Here is a 21,041-nt window from a genome sequence, read left to right on the forward strand (position 1 = left end):
CGCCGTCCCATGGCGCACGCGCGATTGACCCCCAATACGCCTTAACATAGGGTCCGCGCGACTTTCAAAACAAGGTTAAGGCCGACGGCCTTAACAGCGTGGTAACGGAGCGAATTCATGTCGAAGCCTGATCTGGCCAGCCTCGAAAAGACGATCGAGAAGGCCTTCGAGGAGCGCGACACGATTTCGACCGCGACCCGGGGCGAAACGCGCGACGCCATCCAGTCCTCACTCGACCTGCTCGACCGTGGCACCGTGCGCGTTGCCGAGCGCCAGGCCGATGGCAAATGGCATGTCAACCAATGGCTGAAGAAGGCGGTGCTGCTCTCGTTCCGGCTCTATCCGATGGAGATCATCAAGGGCGGCCCCGGCCAGGCGGTCTGGTGGGACAAGGTGGCGTCGAAGTTCGATGGCTGGAGCGCGGTCGATTTCGAGAAGGCAGGCTTCCGCGCCGTGCCGTCTTCGATCGTGCGCCGCTCGGCCTATGTCGCGCCGGGCGCGGTGCTGATGCCGTCCTTCGTCAATGTCGGCGCCTATGTCGATAGCGGCACCATGGTCGACACCTGGGCCTCGGTCGGCTCCTGCGCCCAGATCGGCAAGAATGTGCACCTCTCGGGCGGCGTCGGCATCGGCGGGGTGCTGGAGCCGATGCAGGCCGGCCCAACCATCATCGAGGACAATTGCTTCATCGGCGCGCGCTCCGAAGTGGTCGAGGGCTGCATCGTGCGCGAAGGCTCGGTGCTCGGAATGGGTGTGTTCATCGGCCAGTCGACCAAGATCGTCGACCGCGCCACCGGCGAAGTGTTTTATGGCGAGGTGCCGCCTAATTCGGTCGTCGTCGCCGGCTCGATGCCGGGCAAGGCCTTTCCGAACAACGAGCCGGGCCCTGGCCTCTACTGCGCCGTCATCGTCAAGCGCGTCGATGCCAAGACCCGGTCGAAAACCTCGATCAACGAACTGCTGCGTGATTGATCCTGTCCGAGCAACCAGAGCGCTCCAGATTGCCCAACACACCACCACTTCCCTGGCTTTTCTTCAGCCTCTCAGGGCGCGTCAGCCCAAGTGCCTACGTGCTCGCCGGGCTGCTGCTGGTGCTTGCACAGTTTTTCCCGCTCTACCAGTTGTCGAGACTGGAACCCGGCACCGCAACCAGCCAGAACTGGGCACTTGTGTTCTGGGTCGTTTTGCTGATCTCGACATGGTCGAGCTTTGCGGTAACCGCAAAGCGGTTTCATGATTTCGGCAAGCCGACTTATTTCGCGTTGATCTCTCTTATCATCGGCCCCATTCTTCTCATCGTTCTAGCGTGTTTCCGCGGTGACCCCGGTCCGAACCGCTACGGCAAACGCAGCAACGCGCCGGCTGAACCATGAGCGCCGACCGGATATCTCGCCATGCGCTACCGCACGCTTGATCCGAAACTGATCATCGACACCGCCGAGCGGCTGGAAGAGCGCGTCGCCGAGCGTTTTCCCGATGCCGGCCTGCGCGGCGTCGCCGCCGAACTGGTGTCGCTGTCGCGCGACCTGGCCAAGGCGGCGCAGGCGCTCGAAGCGCCGATCTGGTGGCTCCGCGGCGCCATCGTCGCCGCTGTTGCCGCCGGCGCGCTGATCTTCCTGTTCGTCGGCACCATCCTGCCGCTCATCCATATCTCGCAGGCCGACGATGCGGTGCAGTCGGTGCAAGGCATCGAAGCCACGATCAACATGATGATCCTTGCCGTGCTTGGCCTGCTGGCGCTGATCCGCACCGAGGAGCGCATCAAGCGCAAGCGGGTGTTTCGCCAGCTGCATGGGTTGAGATCGCTGATCCATGTCATCGACATGCACCAGCTGACCAAGGATCCGGCAGCATTGTCCGCCAATTTCAGGCCGACCGCGCATTCGCCGGCGCGCATCACCAATGCCGCCGACCTGGCGCGCTACCTCGACTATTGCTCGGAGATGCTGTCGATCACCGGCAAGATCGCGGCGCTGTTTGCGCAGTCGGTCAATGACGATGTGGTCATCGACGGCGTCAACGACGTCGAGAACCTGGCGTCCAACCTGTCGCGCAAGATCTGGCAGAAGATCACGCTGATCGAGAACCACCCGGCTGCGCAGCCCCTGCCGGCGCCAGGCTCGGCGAGCAAAGCGCCGGCTCCGAGGCGCGCACCAAAGCTGTGACGCGGCGGGCCCACGCGCCTATTTTCGGGCTATGCGGGCCAAGGCCCGAGGCTCGCGCAAGCAGACTATCCAGTGACGGCTTCCGGCGTCAGCCCGGGTGAGCCGCGCTTTTCCCGCTCGGCCTGCTGCACCAGCGCGGTGACCCGCTTCAGCAGAGGCGCCGGCGTGCCGGCCTTTTCGGCGAGGCTCAGGACGGCCCCCTGCAGGTCACCGATCTCGGTCGGCCGACCGCGCTGGAGGTCGTCCCACATGGACGAGCGCGCCTGCGGGTCGATGGCGAGCATGCGGCGGGCGACCAGCCGGAACAGCCAGTCCGGCAGCCGGAGCAGCTTCGACAGCAGGCCGGGACGCAAGCCGCCGATCCGCGCCGGCGCGATATGTAACGCCTTCATCGCCGCCAGGGCCTCGTCGATCTGACCGGCCAGGATCCGCCGCCAGCGGCGGTCGGCAAGTTCGCTCGCCAGCGGCAGGCCGGACAAGGCGACAAGCGCGTTGTTGAGGTTGATCAGCAGCTTGCCCCACTGAACGGCTTTCATGTCGGGATGGGTTTCCACGCCAAGCCCTTCGACATCGAGAAGGCCGGCAAGGCCGGTCACGCCATCTTCGATCATGACCTTGCCGTCGCTGGCGCGATGCACGTGAAGCGGCAAATTGCCTATGGCCGACTGGACGACATTGAACGGCACCATGCCGGCGAGTACAGTCCGGCCACCGAGCACGGCGCGTAACCGGTCGGCATTGCCGACGCCGTTCTGCAGGCTGACCACCACGACATCGCCGCGCGCATGTCCGGCAACAAGCGACGCCATCTCCTCGGTAGCGCCGTTCTTGACCGTCACCAGCACCACGTCGGCGCTGGCGAGGGCAGCGGCGGGATCGGTGGTGACGGACTCCGGCCGGATGGATCGGTCGCGACCATCGAGATCGGTGATGCGCAGGCCACCGCCCAGCAAGGCCGTCGCTATGTCTGGCCGCGCCAAAAACACCACCTTGCGTCCGGCCAGCGCCAGGCAACCACCGACATAGCAGCCGATGCTGCCGGCGCCGGCAATGACGATGGTCTTTTCGGCGTTGGCCATGCGATTATCTCGTGTTGGCCTGCACTATACGACAGGAAAACCATAATGTCGGCGGCAGGATCGGTCATCATCTCTGGCCGTGACAGGCCTTTCGCTTTCGACTATCGCTTTGCCCATGAAACTGCCGACCGATCCCGCCGCCAACCTCGCGACCCTCATACGCTGCGCCTCCGTAACGCCCGCCGAGGGCGGCGCGCTGGCTGCCTTGGAAGGCATGCTGAAGCCGCTCGGCTTTTCCGTCGAACGCCCTGTGTTTTCCGAAGACGGCACCCCCGACATCGAGAACCTCTACGCGCGTCGCTCCGGCAACGGGCCGCATCTGATGTTTGCCGGCCATACCGACGTGGTGCCGGCGGGCGACGAGGCGTCGTGGACGCATCCGCCCTTCGCCGCCGAGATCGCCAAGGGCGAGATGTACGGCCGCGGCGCCGTCGACATGAAGGGCGGCATTGCCTGTTTCATCGCTGCCGTGGCGCGCCATGTCGAGAACAAGGGTGGTCCGAAAGGCTCGGTCTCGCTGCTGATTACCGGCGACGAGGAGGGGCCGGCCATCAACGGGACGACAAAACTGCTCGACTGGGCGGCGGCCAGGGGCGAGAAATGGGACGCCGCGATCGTCGGCGAGCCCACCAATCCGGACACGCTCGGCGACATGATCAAGATCGGCCGGCGTGGCTCGATGTCGGGCAGTGTCACGGTCAACGGCCGCCAGGGCCATGTCGCCTATCCATTGCTCGCCGACAATCCGGTGCGCGGCCTGATCAGCCTGGTCGACGCCTTGCTGTCGCCCGTCTTCGACAAGGGCACGAAGGATTTTCAGCCGACCAATCTGGAAGTGACCTCGATCGATGTCGGCAACCCCGCGACCAATGTTATTCCGGCCAAGGCGACAGCCACCTTCAACATCCGCTTCAACGACACATGGACTGCCGAGACGGTGCAGGCCGAGATCCATAACCGCCTCGACCAGGCGGCGAAGCGCAAGAAATACCGGACCGGCAAGACGCCGGTCGACTACGAGTTGATCTGGCGCGACCGGCCGAGCCATGTCTTCCTGACGCGCGACGACAAGCTGATCGGGACGCTGCGCGGCTCGATCAAGGCGACGGTCGGCAAGGAGCCGGCGCTGTCCACCTCGGGCGGAACCTCGGATGCGCGTTTCATCAAGGACTATTGCCCGGTGGTCGAGTTCGGCCTGGTCGGCAAGACCATGCACATGGTCGACGAGCGCGTCGCACTGGCCGACCTCGAGACGCTGACCCAAATCTACCAGCGCTTCATCGATGACTGGTTCGAGCAGGGCTGATCATGCTTTCGGTTGACGAGACCTCTTCATCGCTTAACGGCGCCTGGCGGCTGATGCTCGGAAAGGCCGACGGCTTGCGGCTGCTCGACCTTTCGGCGGACGGCTTCTGGAATTCCTTCTTCGCCATCGTCGTCGCAGCGCCGGCGATGATCGTCGGGTGGGTCGGCACGGCCAACGAGATCGGCGATCCCAATGCGTTCGCCGGCCGGCTGGGCATGTTGGTTCGCCTGGCGACCGTCGACCTCGGCTCGTGGCTGCTGCCCCTGTTTGTGCTTGCCCTGGTCGCATCGCGCGCCGGCATCGGCGACCGCTTCGTCCACTATGTCGTTGCCAGCAACTGGGCGTCGGCGATCACCGCCTGGATGCTGCTGCCTTCAGCGCTGATCAGGCTTTTCCTGCCGTCCGGCAACCCGGTTGCCGAATTGGTGTGGCTGGTTCTGGTGGTGCTTTCGCTGGTACTCTCCTGGCGGATGACCAACGCCGCGATCGGCAAGGGCGCGGCTGTCGGCAGCGCCGTGTTCGCAGGCATGTTGGTGGTGTCTCTGGCCGTGTTGTTCGGCCTGGTGGCGCTGCTCGGCATCACTGTGCCGACCGCCGCTCCGGCCTAGAACTTTTCCGGATAGTCTACACCGACGAGAAAAAGCCCGTCGGGCGGCGCCACCTGGCCGCAGGCGGCGCGGTCTTGTGCAGCGAGCGCGGCCTTGAGGTCGGCGGCGGTCCAGCCGCCGTCGCCGACGCGTTTCAGCGAACCGACCATGGAGCGCACCTGGTTGTGCAGGAAAGAGCGCGCCGAGGCCCTGACTTCGATCAGGTCGCCCTGGCGGCTTACATCGAGCCGCTCCAGCGTCCGCACCGGACTATTGGCCTGGCATTGCGTCGAGCGGAAGGTGGTAAAGTCATGTCGGCCGAGCAGGACTTTCGCCGCTTCGTGCATGGCGTCCGCATCGAGCCGCTTCGGCACCCACCAGACCTTGCCCTTTTCCATCGCTGCAGGCGCGCGCCGGTTGAGGATGCGGTAGAGATAGTGCCGTCCGGTGGCCGAGAAACGGGCGTCGAACTCATTGGGGACAACCGTGGCCTGCAGGATGGCGATGCGCGCGCCTGCCGCCTGCAGGTGCGCGTTGACGGCGTCGCGCACCTTGTCGTTTGGCCATGCCTTGGCGAGGTCGACATGCGCCACCTGGGCGGTCGCATGCACGCCGGCGTCGGTGCGGCCGGCGGCGCGTATCCGCACCGCCTCACCGCAAAATTTCTCGATCGCCTGCTCTATCGCCTGCTGCACCGAAGGCTGATCCGCCTGGTGTTGCCAGCCGGCGAAGAGGCTGCCGTCATATTCGATATCGAGACGAAAACGCGGCATACACCCTTCGTTCAGGCGGCGAGTGCGGTAAAGGCCTGGGCGTAGACCAGTTTGCCTTTTTCGGGTGCGTCACCCCAGGCCAGCGCCTGCAGCGCTTCGCCCTGATATTCGCTCTCGAACTTTTCGGCGCGCGCATGGCTGTAGCCGAAGCGGCCGTAATAGGCCGGATCGCCCAACACAACGGCGAGCGTCTCGGCGCCATCCCTGAGGCGGATATGCGCCTCGCGGATCAGCGCACCGCCAATGCCCGAGCCGTGGAACGAAGGTTCCACCGCCAACGGCGCCAGCGCCACGGCTGCGAACTGCTTGCCGCCGTTCTGGACGAACAGCCTGGAAAACAGGATGTGGCCGACCACCTGGCCGTCTTCTTCCGCCACCAGTTCGACAACGGCGTCGCCGCCGGTGACCAGAGCGTCGACCAGCCCGGCCTCCGCCTGCTGGCCGAATGCGTGTTCCTCGACCAGGCGTATGGCCTCGCGGTCCCGCGGCGTCGCGCCGCGTATCGACATCATGCTCATGAGAACTTCATTCCTTTTTCGATCTTGGCCCCGCGCAGAAACTCCTGCGCGGCAGCGGGCTTTCCGCCTGCCCGTTGAACTTCGACCAGCCTGACCGCGCCCGACCCGCAGGCGACCGTCAGCCGGTCATCGAGAATTCCTCCCGACTCGCCCATGCTTTCAGAAAGCGTGCCTTCCAAAAGCGTCGAGCGAAGCAGTTTCAGCCGTTCCGTGCGGCCGCCGATGTCGGCCTCGCACCAGGCGCCGGGAAATGGCGACAGGCCGCGAATGTGATTGTGGACCTCCGCAGCCGGGCGCGTCCAGTCCACACGTGTCTCCGACTTATCGATTTTCCTGGCGTAGGTCACCCCGTCAGCCGCCTGCAAAGTCGATGCCAGGGTATTTGTCTCCAATCGGGACAGCGCTTCCACCATCAGCGTGGCAGCAATGTTCATCAAGCGGTCGTGCAGATCGCCGGCCGTCATGTCGGGCTCTATGGCGCATTTTTCAACCAGTGCCACCGGACCGGTGTCCAGGCCCTCTTCCATGCGCATCACCATCATGCCGGTTTCGACGTCGCCGGCCATAATGGCTCGCTGGATGGGAGCTGCACCACGCCAACGCGGCAAAAGCGAGGCGTGGCCATTGAGGCAGCCGAGGCGCGGAGCCTCCAGAATAGCCTTCGGCAACAGCAAACCATACGCGACGACGACTGCGACATCGGCACGCAACGCATGGAAAGCAGCTTGCTCGCCCTCGCCCTTCAGCGACAGCGGCGTGCGCACTTCGATGCCCAGCCGCTCAGCCTCGCGCTGCACCGGCGACGGTGTCAGCTCCAGCCCGCGGCGGCCCGCGGCGCGCGGCGGCTGCGTGTAGACGGCTGCTATCTCGTGCCCGGCCTCGGCAATCGCGCGCAGCACCGGCACCGAAAACTCCGGCGTGCCCATGAAGATGACGCGAAGCGGCATTTTTCGTCCAGTATCCTGTTCTGCGCGCGGCAGTCCGCTCAAGCGTCTGCTTCAAACGGGTTTACGATCTTGAGGTCAAGCTCTTCGAAGTCCTTAATATTGCGCGTCGCCAGCATAGCGTCGTGCGACAGGCAGATGGCAGCGATCATGGCATCGGAAAGGCTGATCGGCCGGCCGATAGTTTCCCGCATTGCCCGGAGCTTGCCCGCCAGACGGGGAATGGGACCGGCAAATTCGACGACACGTCCCGAAAACTGCTTCGAAACCAGGTGGTCAAGTGCACGGACGTGGCGGTCCGAGCCGGTCTTGTTCAGAAACCTTTCGGCTCCAAAGGACTGCTCCATGACAACAGGACCGCAGAGATAGAGGTCGAGCAGGTCCTGTCTGCGAAACCACTTAGCGACGTTTGGATCGGGCGCGGGCCGGCTCGCTTCCGAGACGACATTGGTATCGAGGATTATCACTCGAAATTCTCAATGGTGCGGCCAAAGTCGCGTTTCCGTTCCGCTTCGATCTCATCCATCATCTGCGCAAATTCGTCGCTGATTGCATTTTCCGAGGCGAAGGCAGCGCGAATCGCATCCCAAGCCGTGAGTCCAGGCTCGGCCTTGCCTTCTTTTTCCGCAACCATGCCTTTTCGCAATAAATCGATCGCCTTGAGCGAGAGGCTTTGGCCGCCCTTGCGTGCCGCATGCTCGATTTCACGCTTCAACGGCTCGGGAATATCTCTGATCAACATATCGCCCATCTGAGTCTCCAGTCTGATATCAATGATATCACGCAAGGAAGCGTCTCTCAATAGGGGCGGGTCGAGACGGGATTTTGTGCGAGTCGCCGAAAGCAGGGCCTATCCCACCAGCTTGCCCGGCCCCTTGTCCTTGGCGAGCTTCTTGAACTTCTTGACCACCATGTCGCGCTTCAGCTTCGAGATGTGGTCGATGAACAGCACACCGTTGAGATGGTCGATCTCGTGCTGCAGGCAAGTCGCCATCAGGCCTTCGGCCTCGATCTCCTGCAGCTTGCCGTCGCGGTCGAGATATTTCACGCGCACCGAGGCGGGACGCTCGACCTCGGCGTAATAGTCCGGGATCGACAGGCAGCCTTCCTCGTAGACCGAGCGGGCGTCGGCGCTTTCGAGGATTTCGGGATTGATGAAGACATGCGGCGCCGGCGGCTCGTCTTCCTTGGCGAGGTCGATGACCAGCATGCGCAGCGGCTCGCCGATCTGGATTGCGGCCAAGCCGATGCCCGGCGCATCATACATCGTCGCCAGCATGTCATCGGCCAGTTTGCGCAAAGGCGCGTCGACGCGTTCGACTGGTTTGGAAACCTGGCGCAGGATGGGATCGGGAAGGATGATGAGCGGCTTGATCGACATGGCGCCTCACCTAAAACGTCGCAGGAGAAGCGTCAACCGGTGCGAATCGGTCTCGTTCACGTTTTGATCTGTGCCAGGTCTGCGAATCGGCTATGCTGGCGGGATGAACGACCTGAGCACCATCCTTTCCGAACCCGTTGCCCGGCTTGGCGCCACGACGATCACGCTCGGCCATGCACTGGCCCTCGGCGCGCTGGTGTTTCTCGGCCTGTTCCTGGCGCTTGTCGTGGCGCTGTGGCGATCGGCCAAGGCGCGCACCATCGCCGCGGCGGAAGCCGCCGACCACGCCCGCGACGCCGAGGCGCGGATGGCCGGCATTTTGCAAAGCCAGGCCGAGATGCAGGGCCGCATGGGCGCCATCGCCGACGTGTTCGGCGCAAGGCAGGCCGAACTCAACCAGTCGATCGGCCAGCGCCTCGACGCCATGACCGGCAGGCTCGGTCAAACCATGACCGAACAGACCAAATCGACGCATGAGAGCCTCGCCAAACTGCAGGAACGGCTGGCGGTCATCGACACCGCGCAAGGCAACATTCAGTCGCTGGCCGGCCAGGTCGTGCAATTGCAGGCGATCCTGTCCAACAAGCAGACGCGCGGCGCCTTCGGCCAGTCGCGCATGGAGGCGATCGTCGCCGACGGCCTTCCGATGGGCGCCTACGAGTTCCAGGCAACACTGTCAAACGGCAGCCGTCCCGACTGCCTGGTCAGGATGCCGAACGGTGCGCCGCAGCTTGCCATCGACGCCAAGTTTCCGCTGGAAGCCTGGAACGCCATCCGCGCCGCCGATGGCGCCGAACAACAGAAGATCGCGGCCCAGGCTTTCCGCCGCGACATCGAAATTCACGTCCGCGATATCTCGGAAAAATACCTGATCCAGGGCGAGACGCAGGACACCGCCTTCATGTTCGTGCCGTCCGAATCGGTGTTCGCCGAAATCCACGAGAATTTCGACGCCGTGGTCCAGAAGGCGCACCGGGCGCGTGTCATCATCGTCTCGCCGTCGCTTTTGATGCTGTCGATCCAGGTCATCCAGGCCATCCTCAAGGACGCCCGCATGCGCGAACAGGCGCATCTGATCCAAGGCGAGGTGATCCGGCTGATGGAAGACGTCGCGCGCGTCGACGAACGCGTGCGCCGGTTGCAGACGCATTTTGGCCAGTCGGCCAAGGATATCGACGAGATACTGGTGTCGACGTCGAAGGTGACCAAGCGCGGCCAAAAGATCGAAGCGCTGGAGTTTGGCGAAAGCGAAGCCGAAGTGCGCGGTGGCGGACCCGCCAAGGCCGAAGCCGGGGTGCGGGTGGCGGATTCCAAGACGGGGCAGCTCAGGCTACGTGTCGTCGAAGGCGACGATTAAAGCGCGTCGCGCTGAAACGGATTCATACGACGCGCTTAAGTCTTTGTTTTGATGCATGTCGTTGTCCCGGAACCGCGGCACACTTCTGGGCGACATGCATTAGACCGTAGCCACGATCACGTGCGCCTGGATCTTGGCCGCAACCTCGCCGCTGCCGTGCCTGGCTGCAATCACGGACGCGGCGTGATCGGTTGCGGCTTCCAGTTTTCCTCTGGCCTCGATTTCGTTGCGAAGCGGAGTTCCCTGGCAATAGGCAACCGCCGGAAGGCGCGGCGAGGAGGCACGGCTTTGTTCGGCCCTCGTCTCGATCACCACACGGGAGAAACCTGCGGCTTCCAACTCGCCGCGGATCAATGCAGTGTCATTGTAGCCGTGCGGCGTGCGGGCGAGAAAGCGGGGCGGATCGTTCGGAAAAATCTCCGCAAGAGCATTCGTCACATCATTGGCGAATACATTCTCTTCGATGCGATCCCACACGTTGAACAGGAAATGGCCGCCGGTCTTCAGGACCCGCTTTGCTTCGCGATAGCCGGCGGCTCGGTCGGGAAAGAACATCGCGCCGAACTGACAGCAAACGAGATCGAAAGCCGCATCTTCGAACGGCAGCGCCAGAGCATCCGCCTGACGCCATTGTATGCGACTGTCGGGAGCTTGTCGCGAGGCCGCGTAGTCGAGCATAGGCTGGTTGAGGTCGGTCACGACATAGCTTGCGCCAGGGGACAGTTTCGGCGCCAATGCGCGGGTGACAACGCCGGTGCCGGCGGCGACTTCCAGGACGGCGCCGGGCGACAAGGACGCTGCCCGTCGTGCCAAATCCGCGGCGAACGGCTCGAAGATCAACGGCACCATGTAGCGGTCGTAGTTTTCCGGAATCGAGCCGGCAAACACTTTGTCCGTTTCCGACATTGCTATCCCCCGCCATCCGTTTGATGGCGAGCCTAGCACATAATTGGCTGGTTTGGGCCGCGTTTAACCGGGAGGCAGGTGCTACTGCGCCTCTACGATGCTTACGCCCTCGAATTCCGGAAGCCAGTGCAGGGCCGATCGGTGCCATTTCTGTTGGGTCGGAACGAGATCCTCGCGTTGCCGCGCGGTCCCCGCCCTGATCCCATAGACCTTCGGCCCGTCGTCAACCGACGTTGCGTAAAGATGCGAACCGCAGTCGCCGCAGAACGCCTGGGCACGCTTGGCGCCGCTCGATCCCGTCTTGATATAGACCTTCGGTGTGCCCTTGGTGATCCTGTAATGATCCTCAGGCGCGGGAACAGTGACACGAAAGGCGGTGCCGGTCAGTTGCTGGCAGTCGGTGCAATGACAGATAGAGGTCTTTTCCGGGTCGACGTCTGCTTCATAAGTTATGGCGCCGCAATGGCACCCACCATCGATTTTCATGGTTGATTCTCCGAAATCCGTCGAGTGATCTTAGCGGGACCAGGCGATGGGGCCAACGGTGGACTGCTGGTCCAAGAACTAGTCCGACGCCGCCTCGACCTGCTTGCGCCGGTGCTCCCAGGTTCCGGTCGTCTGCGGCTTGACGAACAGTCTGGTGATCTCCGGCATTTCTTTTTTCAAGAGCGCCTCGATGCGCTCGACACAGGCTTCGATCTCAGGCGCCGTCAGATGGTCCTCGAATTCGATGCTCAGCCCAGCGACGATCTGTTGCGGGCCGAGATGGACGGTGAGAACGCCGTTGGCCCGCTGCACCGCCGGATCCTGCTGGGCGATGGCCAGCACCTTGGCCTGCACTTCCGCCGAGGCCGGCTCACCGATGAGCAATCCCTTGCTTTCGCGCGCCAGAAAGATGGCGGTGGCGCCGAGGATCATCGCGATGCCGATCGAGGCGACGCCGTCGAGTTCGGGCATGTCGAGGAGTTCGGCCGCCAATATGCCGGCGAAGGCGACGAACAGACCGAGCAGGGCGGCGCTGTCCTCGAACAGGATCGTGTAGACGCTCGGATCCTTGCTCGATTGCACGGCCTGCAGCCAGCCTTGCTTGCCCTTCTGCTGGCGGAACTCCTTCAGCGCCACGTACCAGGAGCTGCCCTCGAACAGCATTGAGAGGCCCAGCACGATGTAGTTGATTTTGGGATTGGCGACCGGCTCAGGCGCCATGATGTGGACGACGCCTTCATAGAAGGACACGCCGGCGCCGAGCGCGAATACGAGCAGGGCGACAATGAAGCTCCAGAAATACAGCTCGCGGCCATGGCCGAGCGGATGCGTGCGGTCCGGCGGGCGGGCGGCGCGGTGCATGCCGTAGAGCAGCAGCCCGCCATTGCCGGTATCCACCAGCGAGTGCACGCCTTCCGACAGCATCGCCGAGCTGCCGGTGAAGAAGGCGGCGACGAATTTGGTCACAGCAATAGCGAGATTACCGGCGAGCGCCGCGTAGATGACCGTCTTCGACCCGCCATGTGCTGCCATGCTGTCCCTCCAAGGAACCTGATGTAACGCCCCTGAGCTCCACAGGCATCACAACGCACGAATCGCCCGGTCGTTCAGGGTCTTGTAGGCCAGCTTGCGGAAAGACGCCCCTATTCGATGATCTCGTCCGTCCACACCTTGAAACCAGCCAGCGTGCCCGGTCCGAAGATGTGGGTCAGCGGCACGTCGGCGGCGTCGCGGCCGGAGGCGATCAGGATGCGGCCGATGCGTGGCGAATTGTTGCGCGGGTCAAAGACATGCCAGCGGCCACCGAGATAGACCTCCATCCAGGCTGCGAAATCCATGCTCGCCCAAGGTTTGGGCAGGCCGATGTCGCTGATGTAGCCGGTGCAGTAGCGGGTCGGGATGTTGAGCGCACGGCAGAAGGTGACGGCGAGGTGGGCAAAGTCACGGCAGACGCCGCTTTGCTCCCGATAGGCTTCCGCCGCGGTGCGGGTCGGCCGCGCATTGCCGTAGCTGAAGACGATGTGGTTGTGGACGAAGTCGCAGACCGCCTGGACGCGCGCAATGCCAAGCGGCGTATGCCCGAACAGCCGCCAGGCTTCGCTGGCCAGCAGATCGCTCTCGCAAAAGCGGCTCGGCAACAGGAAGAGCAATGTGTCCGACGGCAGATCGCGCACCTCGTGCTGCCAGGCCATCAGGTCGCCCATCTCGAACGTGCCGGGGTCGCGGATTACCGAATCGGTGCCGAAGGTGAAGCGACCGGGCGGGGCGACGAAGCGGTTGCACCAATTGCCGAAACTGTCGCGGTAGCTCTGGATCGGCACCGGCGGGTTGGAGGTCAGGAAATCCGGGCGCTCGAGATCGGAGGCCCTGGAGTAGTGGACGTTGAGCATCGCGATTAGCGGCGTTTCCTGCGGAAAATCGAAACTCATCTCGCTGCCGATGCGGATTCGCATTGTCGTCCTGACCGCACTGCCTGATCATCGCCGGGCGAAGGCATGGCCGATGCTGCAGTGCGAAGGCAACCATGGCACGGACCGGAATGGTTTACGAGCAAATTAGAAACCGGTTGAAAGCGGCCCGACGGCGCCGGCGACAGACGCAGCCCTCTTGCAGTCCGGCGTTTCTCTTGTTTCACTTGGCCTCCCAGCAACTGGAGGAACGAATCATGGCTAAAGGTGCGATGAAGGCGGGCAAGGAAGCTCGGAAGCCGAAAAAAGACGTCAAGAAGCCCGCAGCGGCTCCGGCACTCAAGGCGCCGCCCGTCAAGGCGATGAGGCTCAAGGAAAAGTAAGCCCGCCTCGGAAGATCTTGGACGGTTGAAATCCGGACAAACCGTTTCGGCGCAGATTTTGACACCGGCGGCATGAACGATGCGGCCGGTGTTTTTGTTGATCGCACCGGCGCAGCCGCTTGTGTCGAAGCGGCGAGGACGACCTCGCGCCTTCCCATAAATCGGCCGGGACGGCCCGCCATGCTCATGGAATGGAGTGCATCCCGATGTCGTGGATTTTTCTGTTTTTCGCCGGCCTGTTCGAAATCGGCTGGGCGATCGGCCTCAAATACACCGACGGCTTCTCGAAGCCGCTGCCGACGGTGCTCACTGTCGCCTCGATGATCATCAGCCTCGGGTTGCTCGGCCTGGCGCTCAAGACGCTGCCTGTCGGGACGGCCTATGCGGTGTGGACCGGCATCGGCACGGTCGGCACGGCGCTTCTTGGCATCTGGCTGCTGGGCGAGCCTGCGACGGCCATCCGGCTCGCCTGCATTGCGCTCATCGTCTGCGGCATTATGGGGCTGAAGCTCGCCGCCTGAGCAAAGCAACCAAGGAAATCGACGCACAAACACATTCACGGCCGCTGGAAGGCGACCCTGATGTCCGATCGTTTCGATCGAAGCGTTAGCGGGCGGAGAAGCCCGGAGGCGTCCTGCCGGTACGCTGCTTGCGCGCCGCATAGCGTGCGTCGCGCTTGGCCTTGCGTTCGGCTTCGTCGGCCAGCAAACGGGCAATGCGCTCGTTTTCTTCGGCTTCCTTGATCTTCGCTTCAGCCTGCGCTGCCTCTTCGGCCGCAATACGCGCCGCTTCGGCTGCTGCCTCGCGCTCGGCCTTCTCGACCGCCTCGCGTGCCAGCTTTTCCTGCTTCAGCCTGGCCTTTTCGGCCTCGCGTATTTCGCGAGCCTCAAGAATCGCCTTGCGTTCGGCCTGTTTGGCCAGAACCGCAGGATCATCAGCCGCCGGCTTTGACTTGAAGCGCTCCAGAAGCGCCTTCTTTGCCTCGTTCGCGGCATTGCGCCGCTCGAAAATGTCTTTTTCCCTGTAGATAGCCAAGTCCACTTCCCTGAAGTCAATTCGCGACGCTTACATACGCGCGAAAACCGAGAGTTCAAGCGCCAAAACGGTATGCCAGCCATGAAAGTTTATGCTGTTGCAGCCGGGAGACGCGTTTTCCCTGAAACAAAGCCGGCCGAAACCGACATGCACTGTTCACTATCCGCCCCTCTGGCGGCCGGGGCGGCTCGCCGCTACCTCTAGCGGCAAATCAGAACATTTGGATGACATGCCATGGAACTCGGTCTCTACACTTTTGCCGACGTCAGCCCGGAGCCCGGCCCCGGCGCGATCGGCCCGCATCAGCGGCTGCGCAACCTGATCGAGGAGGTCGAGCTGGCTGACCAGGTCGGCCTCGACGTCTTTGGTCTGGGCGAACATCACCGCCCCGACTATGCCGCGTCCGCGCCGGTGGTGGGGCTGGCCGCCGCCGCCGAACGCACCAAGCGCATCAAGCTGACCAGCGCGGTCACCGTGCTGTCCTCCGACGATCCGGTTCGCGTCTTCCAGCAGTTCGCAACGCTCGACCTTTTGTCGGGCGGCCGGGCCGAGATCATGGCCGGGCGCGGCTCGTTCATCGAATCCTTCCCGCTGTTCGGCTACAATCTCGAGGACTATGACGAGCTGTTCGCCGAAAAGCTCGATTTGCTGCTGGCCATACGCGACAGCGTCAAAGTTACCTGGTCCGGCAATCTGCGCGCGCCGATCAACGACCGCGGCGTCTATCCGCGACCGCTGCAGGAAAAATTGCCGATCTGGATCGCAATAGGTGGAACGCCGCAGTCTGCTGCCCGCGCGGGGGTGCTCGGCCTGCCGCTGGCGCTGGCCATCATCGGCGGTGAGCCGGCGCGGTTTGCACCGCTGTTCGACATTTATCGCGATGCCGCCAGGCGGGCCGGTACCGACCCCTCGGGCCTTGCCACCAGCATCAATGTGCACGGCTTCATCGCCGGCACCACTGAACAGGCGGCCGACGATTTCTATGGCCCGCAGGCCGAAGTGATGAACCGCATCGGCCGCGAGCGCGGCTGGGGCCCGACCTCGCGGGCGCATTTCGATCAGTCGCGTGGTCCGAACGGCGCGCTGTTCGTCGGCGATCCGGAGCAGGTGGCGGAAAAGATCGTCGCCCAGCACAAGATCTTCAACAATGACCGCTTCCTGCTGCAGATGGCGATCGGCGCCATGCCGCACGCCAAGATCATGAAGGCGATCGAACTGTACGGCACCAAGGTGGCGCCGATCGTGCGCAAGGAGACCGCCAAGCCCGGCGTCGCCGTTGCAGCGCCAGCCGCCTGAGCGACGGGCGGCCCGGATTGAGGGCCTTGCCGGCTAACGGAACCTTGGGCTTGCAGAGGCGTTTCCGTCAGGGGAAAGCACCAATTGCGGTGCGCCGCTGAGGGAAAATCATGAAAGCCGAACCCGCCGCTTTGGGTGCTGGCCTTGCCGAGACCGAAGAGGCGAGAGTTGTGGCGCGTGCCGACACGCATCTGATGCGTTCGCTGCTCATCGGGATCTTCCTGTTCATGGCCATCTACGCGCTGTATTTCGCGCGTGCTTTCTTCATGCCGGTCATCCTCGCCTTCCTGCTGACGCTGACGCTGACACCAATCGTGCGCTTCCTGCGCAAGCGCGGCATTCCGGAAGTGGTTTCGGCGACAATGTTGGTCGTGCTGTCGATCTGCGTCTTCGGCGTTGCCGGCTATCTGCTCAGCGGCCCGGTCATCGACCTTCTCAACAACACCTCGTCGATCGGCCAACAACTTACCGAACGGCTGGCGCAATTGCGGCGTCCGCTCGAGAGGATCATGCAGATCTCGCATCAGATCGAACAGATGACGGAGACCTCGCAGGAGCCGGGCATCCAGAAGGTGGCGATGGCGCAGTCCGGCGTCCTGTCGGCCGCCGCCAGCAACGTCCTGTCGGCGGGGACAAGCCTGACCATCATCTTCGTGCTGTCACTGTTCCTGCTGGCGTCAGGCACGATGTTCTATGAGAAGATCATCCAGTCCTTCGCCAGCCTCAGCGAGAAGAAGCGGGCCTTGCGCGTCGTCTATGACGTCGAGCGCGAAATCTCGCATTATCTGCTCACCGTCACCGTCATCAATGCCGGTCTCGGCGCGGTTATCGGCCTTGGCCTGTGGGCGCTCGGCATGCCCAACCCGCTCGTCTGGGGAACGATGGCGGCGCTGCTCAACTTCCTGCCCTATGTCGGCGCGCTGATTACCATCGTGCTGGTCAGCGTCATTGCGATGATCAGCTTCGACTCGATTACCTACGCCCTCTTGGCGCCGGGCTTCGTGCTTTTGTGCGACATCGCCGAAGGCCAGTTCGTTACACCGATGGTTGTCGGCCGACGCCTCGAGATCAACGCCGTGGCGATCTTCATCGCCATCGCCTTCTGGTCCTGGCTTTGGGGCTTTGTCGGCGCGCTGATGGCGGTGCCGCTGCTGGTCGTCGTCAAAGTGTTCTGCGATCATTTCGATGGCCTCAGCCATGTCGGCAATTTTCTCGCCGCACAGCAGACGGCCGTGGTGGAGGAGGAAGCGGCCGAAGAGAACGGAAAGGCCGCGCCATAAGCTTGCCGCGCCTGTCCGTCATCTCGCATTTGTTGTCTTCAGGCGGAGTGCCTATATCGAGCCGGTCAACCCGGACCCTGCGATGAACGATGCCTCCTTCGACCTCGATTCCTATTTCGACCGCATCGGCTATCGCGGCCCGATCGATGCTCCGCTCGGCACGCTGAGCGCGTCGCATCGCCAGCGTCCGCAGGCGATCCCGTTCGAGAATATGGACCCGTTGCTTGGCACCAGCTCGACATCCTCATTCCCGACCGCGCCTTCGAAACCAGGGTCAGGCAGTTGAACATCGTAAAGGCTTGAGGCCCATGACCGCACTTTCCGTTCTCGACCTGTCGCCGATCGTCGAAGGCAGCGACGCCTCGCAATCGCTGGCAAATTCGCTCGACCTGGCCCGCCATGCCGAGCGGCTCGGCTACAGGCGCTACTGGCTGGCCGAGCACCACAACATGCCGGGCATCGCCAGCGCGGCGACCGCCGTGGTCATCGCCCATGTCGCCGGCGGCACCAAGACCATCCGCGTTGGCGCCGGTGGCATCATGCTGCCCAACCATGCGCCGCTGGTGATTGCCGAGCAGTTCGGCACGCTGGCGGCACTGCACCCCGGCCGCATCGACCTCGGCCTCGGCCGCGCGCCCGGCACCGATATGGGAACAGCGCGCGCGCTGCGCCGCAATCTCGAGGCGTCAGACAATTTCCCCCAGGATGTCGTCGAGCTGATGGGCTATTTCCAGCCGGCCGCGGAAGGCCAGCGTATCCACGCCGTGCCCGGCGAAGGCCAGAAGGTGCCGGTCTGGATCCTCGGTTCCAGCCTCTATGGCGCGCAGCTCGCCGCCATGCTCGGCCTGCCCTATGCGTTTGCCTCGCATTTCGCGCCGGCCGAACTCGACCATGCGCTGGAGATCTACCGTTCGCGCTTCCAGCCTTCGGAACAGCTGGACAAGCCCTATGTCATGCTCGGCCTCAACGTTTTCGCCGCACCGACCGATGGAGAGGCCAAACTGCTGTTCACCTCGTTGCAGCAGGCCTTCGTCAATCTGCGCACGGGGCGGGCCGGCCGCCTGCCGCCGCCGGTCGAGGGCTATGACCAGACGCTCGAGCCGATGGCAAAAACCATGATTTCGCAGGCGCTGTCCTGCGCCGTCGTCGGCTCCCCCGAAACCGTCCGGCAAGGCATAGACGCGTTCGTGCGCCGCACCGGCGCAGACGAGCTGATGGTGACCGCGCAGATCTTCGACCATGCGGCACGCGTGCGCTCGTTCGAAATCCTGGCCGAGGCGCATAAATCGCTGTCGCAGGCCGCGTGACGCTTTTGCCTGTGTCTGCTGTGGGCAGGCGCCTTCCTCAGCCAGGAGCCGCCTCTCTCACGCATAGGTGACGTTTTCTTGTGGTTTCGAAGCCCTGACTGGGCGCTTCGCCGGGGGATCGCGCAGATCCTGGGGTTTTGAGCGCGGTTTGAGCACATCCGGGCCGCCGGGCGGCTGTTCAAAGGCGCCAAGCGCGGCGCGGTGGATGCCATGCGCAGAATGCTTGCGCCCGATGCCGCCTGTTCTTATATACGCGCCAAGCCGCCCAGTGCCGGAATGCCGGTTGCCGGAGCGGAATTTCTTGTGAACAGGGGCTTTCGTCGGAACGCCTTACGGGTCCTGAGAGCCTGCTTAGCGGAGAGACTAGAAAAATGGCAAAAGTAATCGGTATCGATCTCGGCACCACCAACTCCTGCATCGCCATCATGGATGGCAAGGAGCCCAAGGTCATTGAAAATGCGGAAGGCGCGCGCACGACGCCTTCCATCGTCGCCATCTCGGGCGACGGCGAACGTCTCGTCGGCCAGCCGGCCAAGCGCCAGGCGGTCACCAATCCTGAAAACACCATCTTCGCCGTCAAGCGCCTGATCGGCCGCCGCTATGACGACCCGGTGACGGAGAAGGACAAGAAGCTTGTCCCCTACAAGATCGTCAAGGGCGACAATGGCGATGCCTGGGTCGAGGCCGGCGGCAAGAAGCAGTCGCCCAGCCAGATCTCGGCCATGATCCTGCAGAAGATGAAGGAAACGGCGGAGGCCTATCTCGGCGAGAAGGTCGAGAAGGCGGTCATCACCGTTCCGGCCTATTTCAATGACGCCCAGCGCCAGGCCACCAAGGACGCCGGCAAGATCGCCGGCCTTGAGGTGCTGCGCATCATCAACGAGCCGACGGCTGCAGCACTTGCCTACGGCCTCGACAAGAAGGATGGCAAGACCATTGCCGTCTATGACCTTGGCGGCGGCACGTTCGACATTTCGGTGCTCGAAATCGGCGACGGCGTGTTCGAAGTGAAGTCGACCAATGGCGACACCTTCCTCGGCGGCGAGGATTTCGACATGCGTCTCGTCGAATACCTGGCGGCCGAGTTCAAGAAGGAACAGGGCATCGACCTGAAGAACGACAAGCTTGCGCTGCAGCGCCTCAAGGAGGCGGCTGAAAAGGCCAAGATCGAGCTGTCGTCGACGACGCAGACGGAAATCAACCTGCCCTTCATCACCGCCGACGCGACCGGCCCCAAGCACCTGACGCTGAAGCTGACCCGTGCCAAGTTCGAGCAGCTGGTCGACGATCTCGTCCAGCGCACCATCGAGCCCTGCAAGGCGGCGCTCAAGGATGCCGGGCTGAAGGCTGGCGAGATCGACGAAGTGGTCCTGGTCGGCGGCATGACCCGCATGCCCAAGATCCAGGAGATCGTGAAGCAGTTCTTCGGCAAGGAGCCGCACAAGGGCGTCAACCCGGATGAAGTCGTCGCTTTGGGCGCCGCCATCCAGGCCGGCGTGCTGCAGGGCGACGTGAAGGACGTGCTGCTGCTCGACGTGACGCCGCTGTCGCTCGGCATCGAGACGCTGGGTGGCGTGTTCACCCGCCTGATCGAACGCAACACGACCATCCCGACCAAGAAGAGCCAGGTGTTCTCGACCGCTGAAGACAGTCAGTCGGCCGTGACCATCCGCGTCTTCCAGGGCGAGCGTGAAATGGCTGCCGACAACAAGGCGCTCGGCCAGTTCGACCTGGTCGGCATTCCGCCGGCGCCGCGCGGCGTGCCGCAGATCGAGGTCACTTTCGACATCGACGCCAACGGCATCGTCAACGTTTCGGCCAAGGACAAGGGCACCGGCAAGGAGCACCAGATCCGCATCCAGGCCTCTGGTGGCCTTTCGGACGCCGACATCGAGAAGATGGTCAAGGACGCCGAAGCCAATGCCGAGACCGACAAGCAGCGGCGTGCTTTGGTCGAGGCCCGCAACCAGGCCGAGGCGCTGGTGCACTCCTCCGAGAAGTCGCTGAAGGAATATGGCGACAAGGTTTCGGAAACCGAGCGCACGGCGATATCGGAGGCTATCACGGCGCTGAAGGCTGCTGCCGAAGGCGACGATGCCGCCGACATCGAGGCCAAGTCGCAGACGCTTGCCGAAGCATCCATGAAGCTCGGCCAGGCCATGTACGAAGCTTCGCAGAAGGAAGCGGCGGAAGCCGACGCCAAGGCGGACGCGGCCAAGGATAGCGATGTGGTCGACGCCGATTTCGAGGAAATCGACGAAAACGACGAGAAGAAGAAGTCGGCCTGACCGGTTGACGGCAAATAAAGCGGAAAGCCCGGCGCAAAGCCGG

25 protein-coding genes are annotated in these 21,041 nt (G+C 63.4%); 13 read left to right on the forward strand and 12 right to left on the reverse strand.

All coding sequences use genetic code 11. The features are described from left to right. Positions 1–117 precede the first annotated feature (117 nt). The 3 genes from dapD to NKK50_RS18520 are packed head-to-tail and all read left to right on the forward strand — an operon-like array spanning position 118 to position 2,165. Positions 118–972, forward strand: coding sequence for a 2,3,4,5-tetrahydropyridine-2,6-dicarboxylate N-succinyltransferase (gene dapD, locus NKK50_RS18510; protein WP_023673222.1), 855 nt, complete (start codon positions 118–120; stop codon positions 970–972). After that, entirely contained in the window at positions 969–1,373 is a 405-nt protein-coding gene (locus tag NKK50_RS18515; protein ID WP_081726158.1) for a DUF805 domain-containing protein, read from the forward strand. Before dapD ends, NKK50_RS18515 begins: the two co-directional genes overlap by 4 nt. 21 nt (positions 1,374–1,394) lie before the next feature. Then, positions 1,395–2,165: a hypothetical protein gene (locus NKK50_RS18520; protein WP_023732758.1), complete on the forward strand. Its 771-nt coding sequence runs from the start codon at positions 1,395–1,397 to the stop codon at positions 2,163–2,165. Between the two features lie 65 nt (positions 2,166–2,230). Here NKK50_RS18520 and NKK50_RS18525 read toward each other — a convergent pair whose 3' ends face one another. Further along, positions 2,231–3,244, reverse strand: a complete 1,014-nt coding sequence (locus tag NKK50_RS18525; protein WP_023744892.1) for a 2-dehydropantoate 2-reductase — start codon at positions 3,242–3,244, stop codon at positions 2,231–2,233. 115 nt (positions 3,245–3,359) lie between these two features. Here NKK50_RS18525 and dapE point away from each other — a divergent pair, with 115 nt between their 5' ends. Beyond that, positions 3,360–4,550, forward strand: a complete 1,191-nt coding sequence (dapE, locus tag NKK50_RS18530) for a succinyl-diaminopimelate desuccinylase (RefSeq protein ID WP_023732760.1) — start codon at positions 3,360–3,362, stop codon at positions 4,548–4,550. A 2-nt stretch (positions 4,551–4,552) separates the two neighbouring features. Then, positions 4,553–5,158 (forward strand): hypothetical protein, encoded by a 606-nt coding sequence (locus NKK50_RS18535; RefSeq protein WP_023696038.1) that lies wholly within the window; start codon positions 4,553–4,555, stop codon positions 5,156–5,158. Here the strand turns inward: NKK50_RS18535 and truA are convergent. The 6 genes from truA to def form a co-directional block, all read right to left on the reverse strand. Continuing rightward, positions 5,155–5,910 (reverse strand): tRNA pseudouridine(38-40) synthase TruA, encoded by a 756-nt coding sequence (gene truA, locus NKK50_RS18540; protein WP_023681338.1) that lies wholly within the window; start codon positions 5,908–5,910, stop codon positions 5,155–5,157. The two genes, NKK50_RS18535 and truA, sit on opposite strands and share 4 nt — an antisense overlap. A gap of 11 nt (positions 5,911–5,921) precedes the next feature. Beyond that, positions 5,922–6,428 carry a GNAT family N-acetyltransferase gene (locus NKK50_RS18545; protein WP_023692998.1) on the reverse strand — a complete coding sequence of 169 codons (507 nt, stop codon included), beginning with the start codon at positions 6,426–6,428 and terminating at the stop codon, positions 5,922–5,924. Beyond that, the gene (fmt, locus tag NKK50_RS18550; protein ID WP_023725313.1) at positions 6,425–7,375 is read right to left on the reverse strand and encodes a methionyl-tRNA formyltransferase; all 951 of its coding nucleotides are present in this window, start codon (positions 7,373–7,375) and stop codon (positions 6,425–6,427) included. Before fmt ends, NKK50_RS18545 begins: the two co-directional genes overlap by 4 nt. A gap of 38 nt (positions 7,376–7,413) precedes the next feature. Further along, positions 7,414–7,839: a type II toxin-antitoxin system VapC family toxin gene (locus tag NKK50_RS18555; protein ID WP_023732763.1), complete on the reverse strand. Its 426-nt coding sequence runs from the start codon at positions 7,837–7,839 to the stop codon at positions 7,414–7,416. Further along, entirely contained in the window at positions 7,836–8,123 is a 288-nt protein-coding gene (locus tag NKK50_RS18560) for a hypothetical protein (RefSeq protein WP_023739789.1), read from the reverse strand. The genes NKK50_RS18555 and NKK50_RS18560 overlap by 4 nt, the downstream gene beginning before the upstream one ends. A gap of 99 nt (positions 8,124–8,222) precedes the next feature. Continuing rightward, positions 8,223–8,753, reverse strand: coding sequence for a peptide deformylase (def, locus tag NKK50_RS18565; RefSeq protein WP_023739790.1), 531 nt, complete (start codon positions 8,751–8,753; stop codon positions 8,223–8,225). Between the two features lie 103 nt (positions 8,754–8,856). Between def and NKK50_RS18570 the strand changes: the two genes are divergently transcribed. Further along, positions 8,857–10,110 (forward strand): DNA recombination protein RmuC, encoded by a 1,254-nt coding sequence (locus NKK50_RS18570; protein WP_023692996.1) that lies wholly within the window; start codon positions 8,857–8,859, stop codon positions 10,108–10,110. Between the two features lie 99 nt (positions 10,111–10,209). On the opposite strand, the gene NKK50_RS18575 is transcribed toward NKK50_RS18570, so the two are convergent. The 4 genes from NKK50_RS18575 to NKK50_RS18590 all read right to left on the reverse strand — a co-directional run bounded on the left by NKK50_RS18575 (position 10,210) and on the right by NKK50_RS18590 (position 13,454). Further along, the gene (locus NKK50_RS18575) at positions 10,210–11,016 is read right to left on the reverse strand and encodes a class I SAM-dependent methyltransferase (protein ID WP_023687477.1); all 807 of its coding nucleotides are present in this window, start codon (positions 11,014–11,016) and stop codon (positions 10,210–10,212) included. Positions 11,017–11,097: 81 nt separating this feature from the next. After that, positions 11,098–11,502: a GFA family protein gene (locus tag NKK50_RS18580; RefSeq protein ID WP_023687478.1), complete on the reverse strand. Its 405-nt coding sequence runs from the start codon at positions 11,500–11,502 to the stop codon at positions 11,098–11,100. A 78-nt stretch (positions 11,503–11,580) separates the two neighbouring features. Then, positions 11,581–12,534 (reverse strand): cation diffusion facilitator family transporter, encoded by a 954-nt coding sequence (locus NKK50_RS18585; RefSeq protein ID WP_023687479.1) that lies wholly within the window; start codon positions 12,532–12,534, stop codon positions 11,581–11,583. A gap of 110 nt (positions 12,535–12,644) precedes the next feature. Next, entirely contained in the window at positions 12,645–13,454 is an 810-nt protein-coding gene (locus NKK50_RS18590; RefSeq protein ID WP_023687480.1) for a transglutaminase-like domain-containing protein, read from the reverse strand. Positions 13,455–13,666: 212 nt separating this feature from the next. Here NKK50_RS18590 and NKK50_RS18595 point away from each other — a divergent pair, with 212 nt between their 5' ends. Both NKK50_RS18595 and sugE read left to right on the forward strand, forming a co-directional pair. After that, complete coding sequence (locus NKK50_RS18595) at positions 13,667–13,792, forward strand: hypothetical protein (RefSeq protein ID WP_352543741.1); 126 nt, start codon at positions 13,667–13,669, stop codon at positions 13,790–13,792. 206 nt (positions 13,793–13,998) lie between these two features. Beyond that, positions 13,999–14,313, forward strand: coding sequence for a quaternary ammonium compound efflux SMR transporter SugE (sugE, locus tag NKK50_RS18600; protein WP_023681326.1), 315 nt, complete (start codon positions 13,999–14,001; stop codon positions 14,311–14,313). Between the two features lie 85 nt (positions 14,314–14,398). Here the strand turns inward: sugE and NKK50_RS18605 are convergent, their stop codons facing one another. Further along, positions 14,399–14,827: a DUF6481 family protein gene (locus NKK50_RS18605; protein ID WP_023673205.1), complete on the reverse strand. Its 429-nt coding sequence runs from the start codon at positions 14,825–14,827 to the stop codon at positions 14,399–14,401. A 234-nt stretch (positions 14,828–15,061) separates the two neighbouring features. Here NKK50_RS18605 and NKK50_RS18610 point away from each other — a divergent pair, with 234 nt between their 5' ends. From NKK50_RS18610 to dnaK, 5 genes are all read left to right on the forward strand, one after another. Then, the gene (locus tag NKK50_RS18610) at positions 15,062–16,123 is read left to right on the forward strand and encodes an LLM class flavin-dependent oxidoreductase (RefSeq protein WP_023744890.1); all 1,062 of its coding nucleotides are present in this window, start codon (positions 15,062–15,064) and stop codon (positions 16,121–16,123) included. Between the two features lie 110 nt (positions 16,124–16,233). Continuing rightward, entirely contained in the window at positions 16,234–17,403 is a 1,170-nt protein-coding gene (locus tag NKK50_RS18615) for an AI-2E family transporter (protein WP_023741322.1), read from the forward strand. An 82-nt stretch (positions 17,404–17,485) separates the two neighbouring features. Next, positions 17,486–17,689, forward strand: coding sequence for an arylamine N-acetyltransferase (locus NKK50_RS18620; protein WP_023703806.1), 204 nt, complete (start codon positions 17,486–17,488; stop codon positions 17,687–17,689). A gap of 22 nt (positions 17,690–17,711) precedes the next feature. Next, complete coding sequence (locus NKK50_RS18625) at positions 17,712–18,710, forward strand: LLM class flavin-dependent oxidoreductase (RefSeq protein ID WP_023673201.1); 999 nt, start codon at positions 17,712–17,714, stop codon at positions 18,708–18,710. Between the two features lie 371 nt (positions 18,711–19,081). Beyond that, on the forward strand, positions 19,082–20,998 hold the full coding sequence (gene dnaK, locus NKK50_RS18630) for a molecular chaperone DnaK (RefSeq protein WP_023673200.1): 1,917 nt from the start codon (positions 19,082–19,084) through the stop codon (positions 20,996–20,998). Positions 20,999–21,041: the final 43 nt, after the last annotated feature.

It is taken from the genome of Mesorhizobium sp. M0001, assembly GCF_040324255.1.
Taxonomy (GTDB): Bacteria; Pseudomonadota; Alphaproteobacteria; order Rhizobiales; family Rhizobiaceae; genus Mesorhizobium.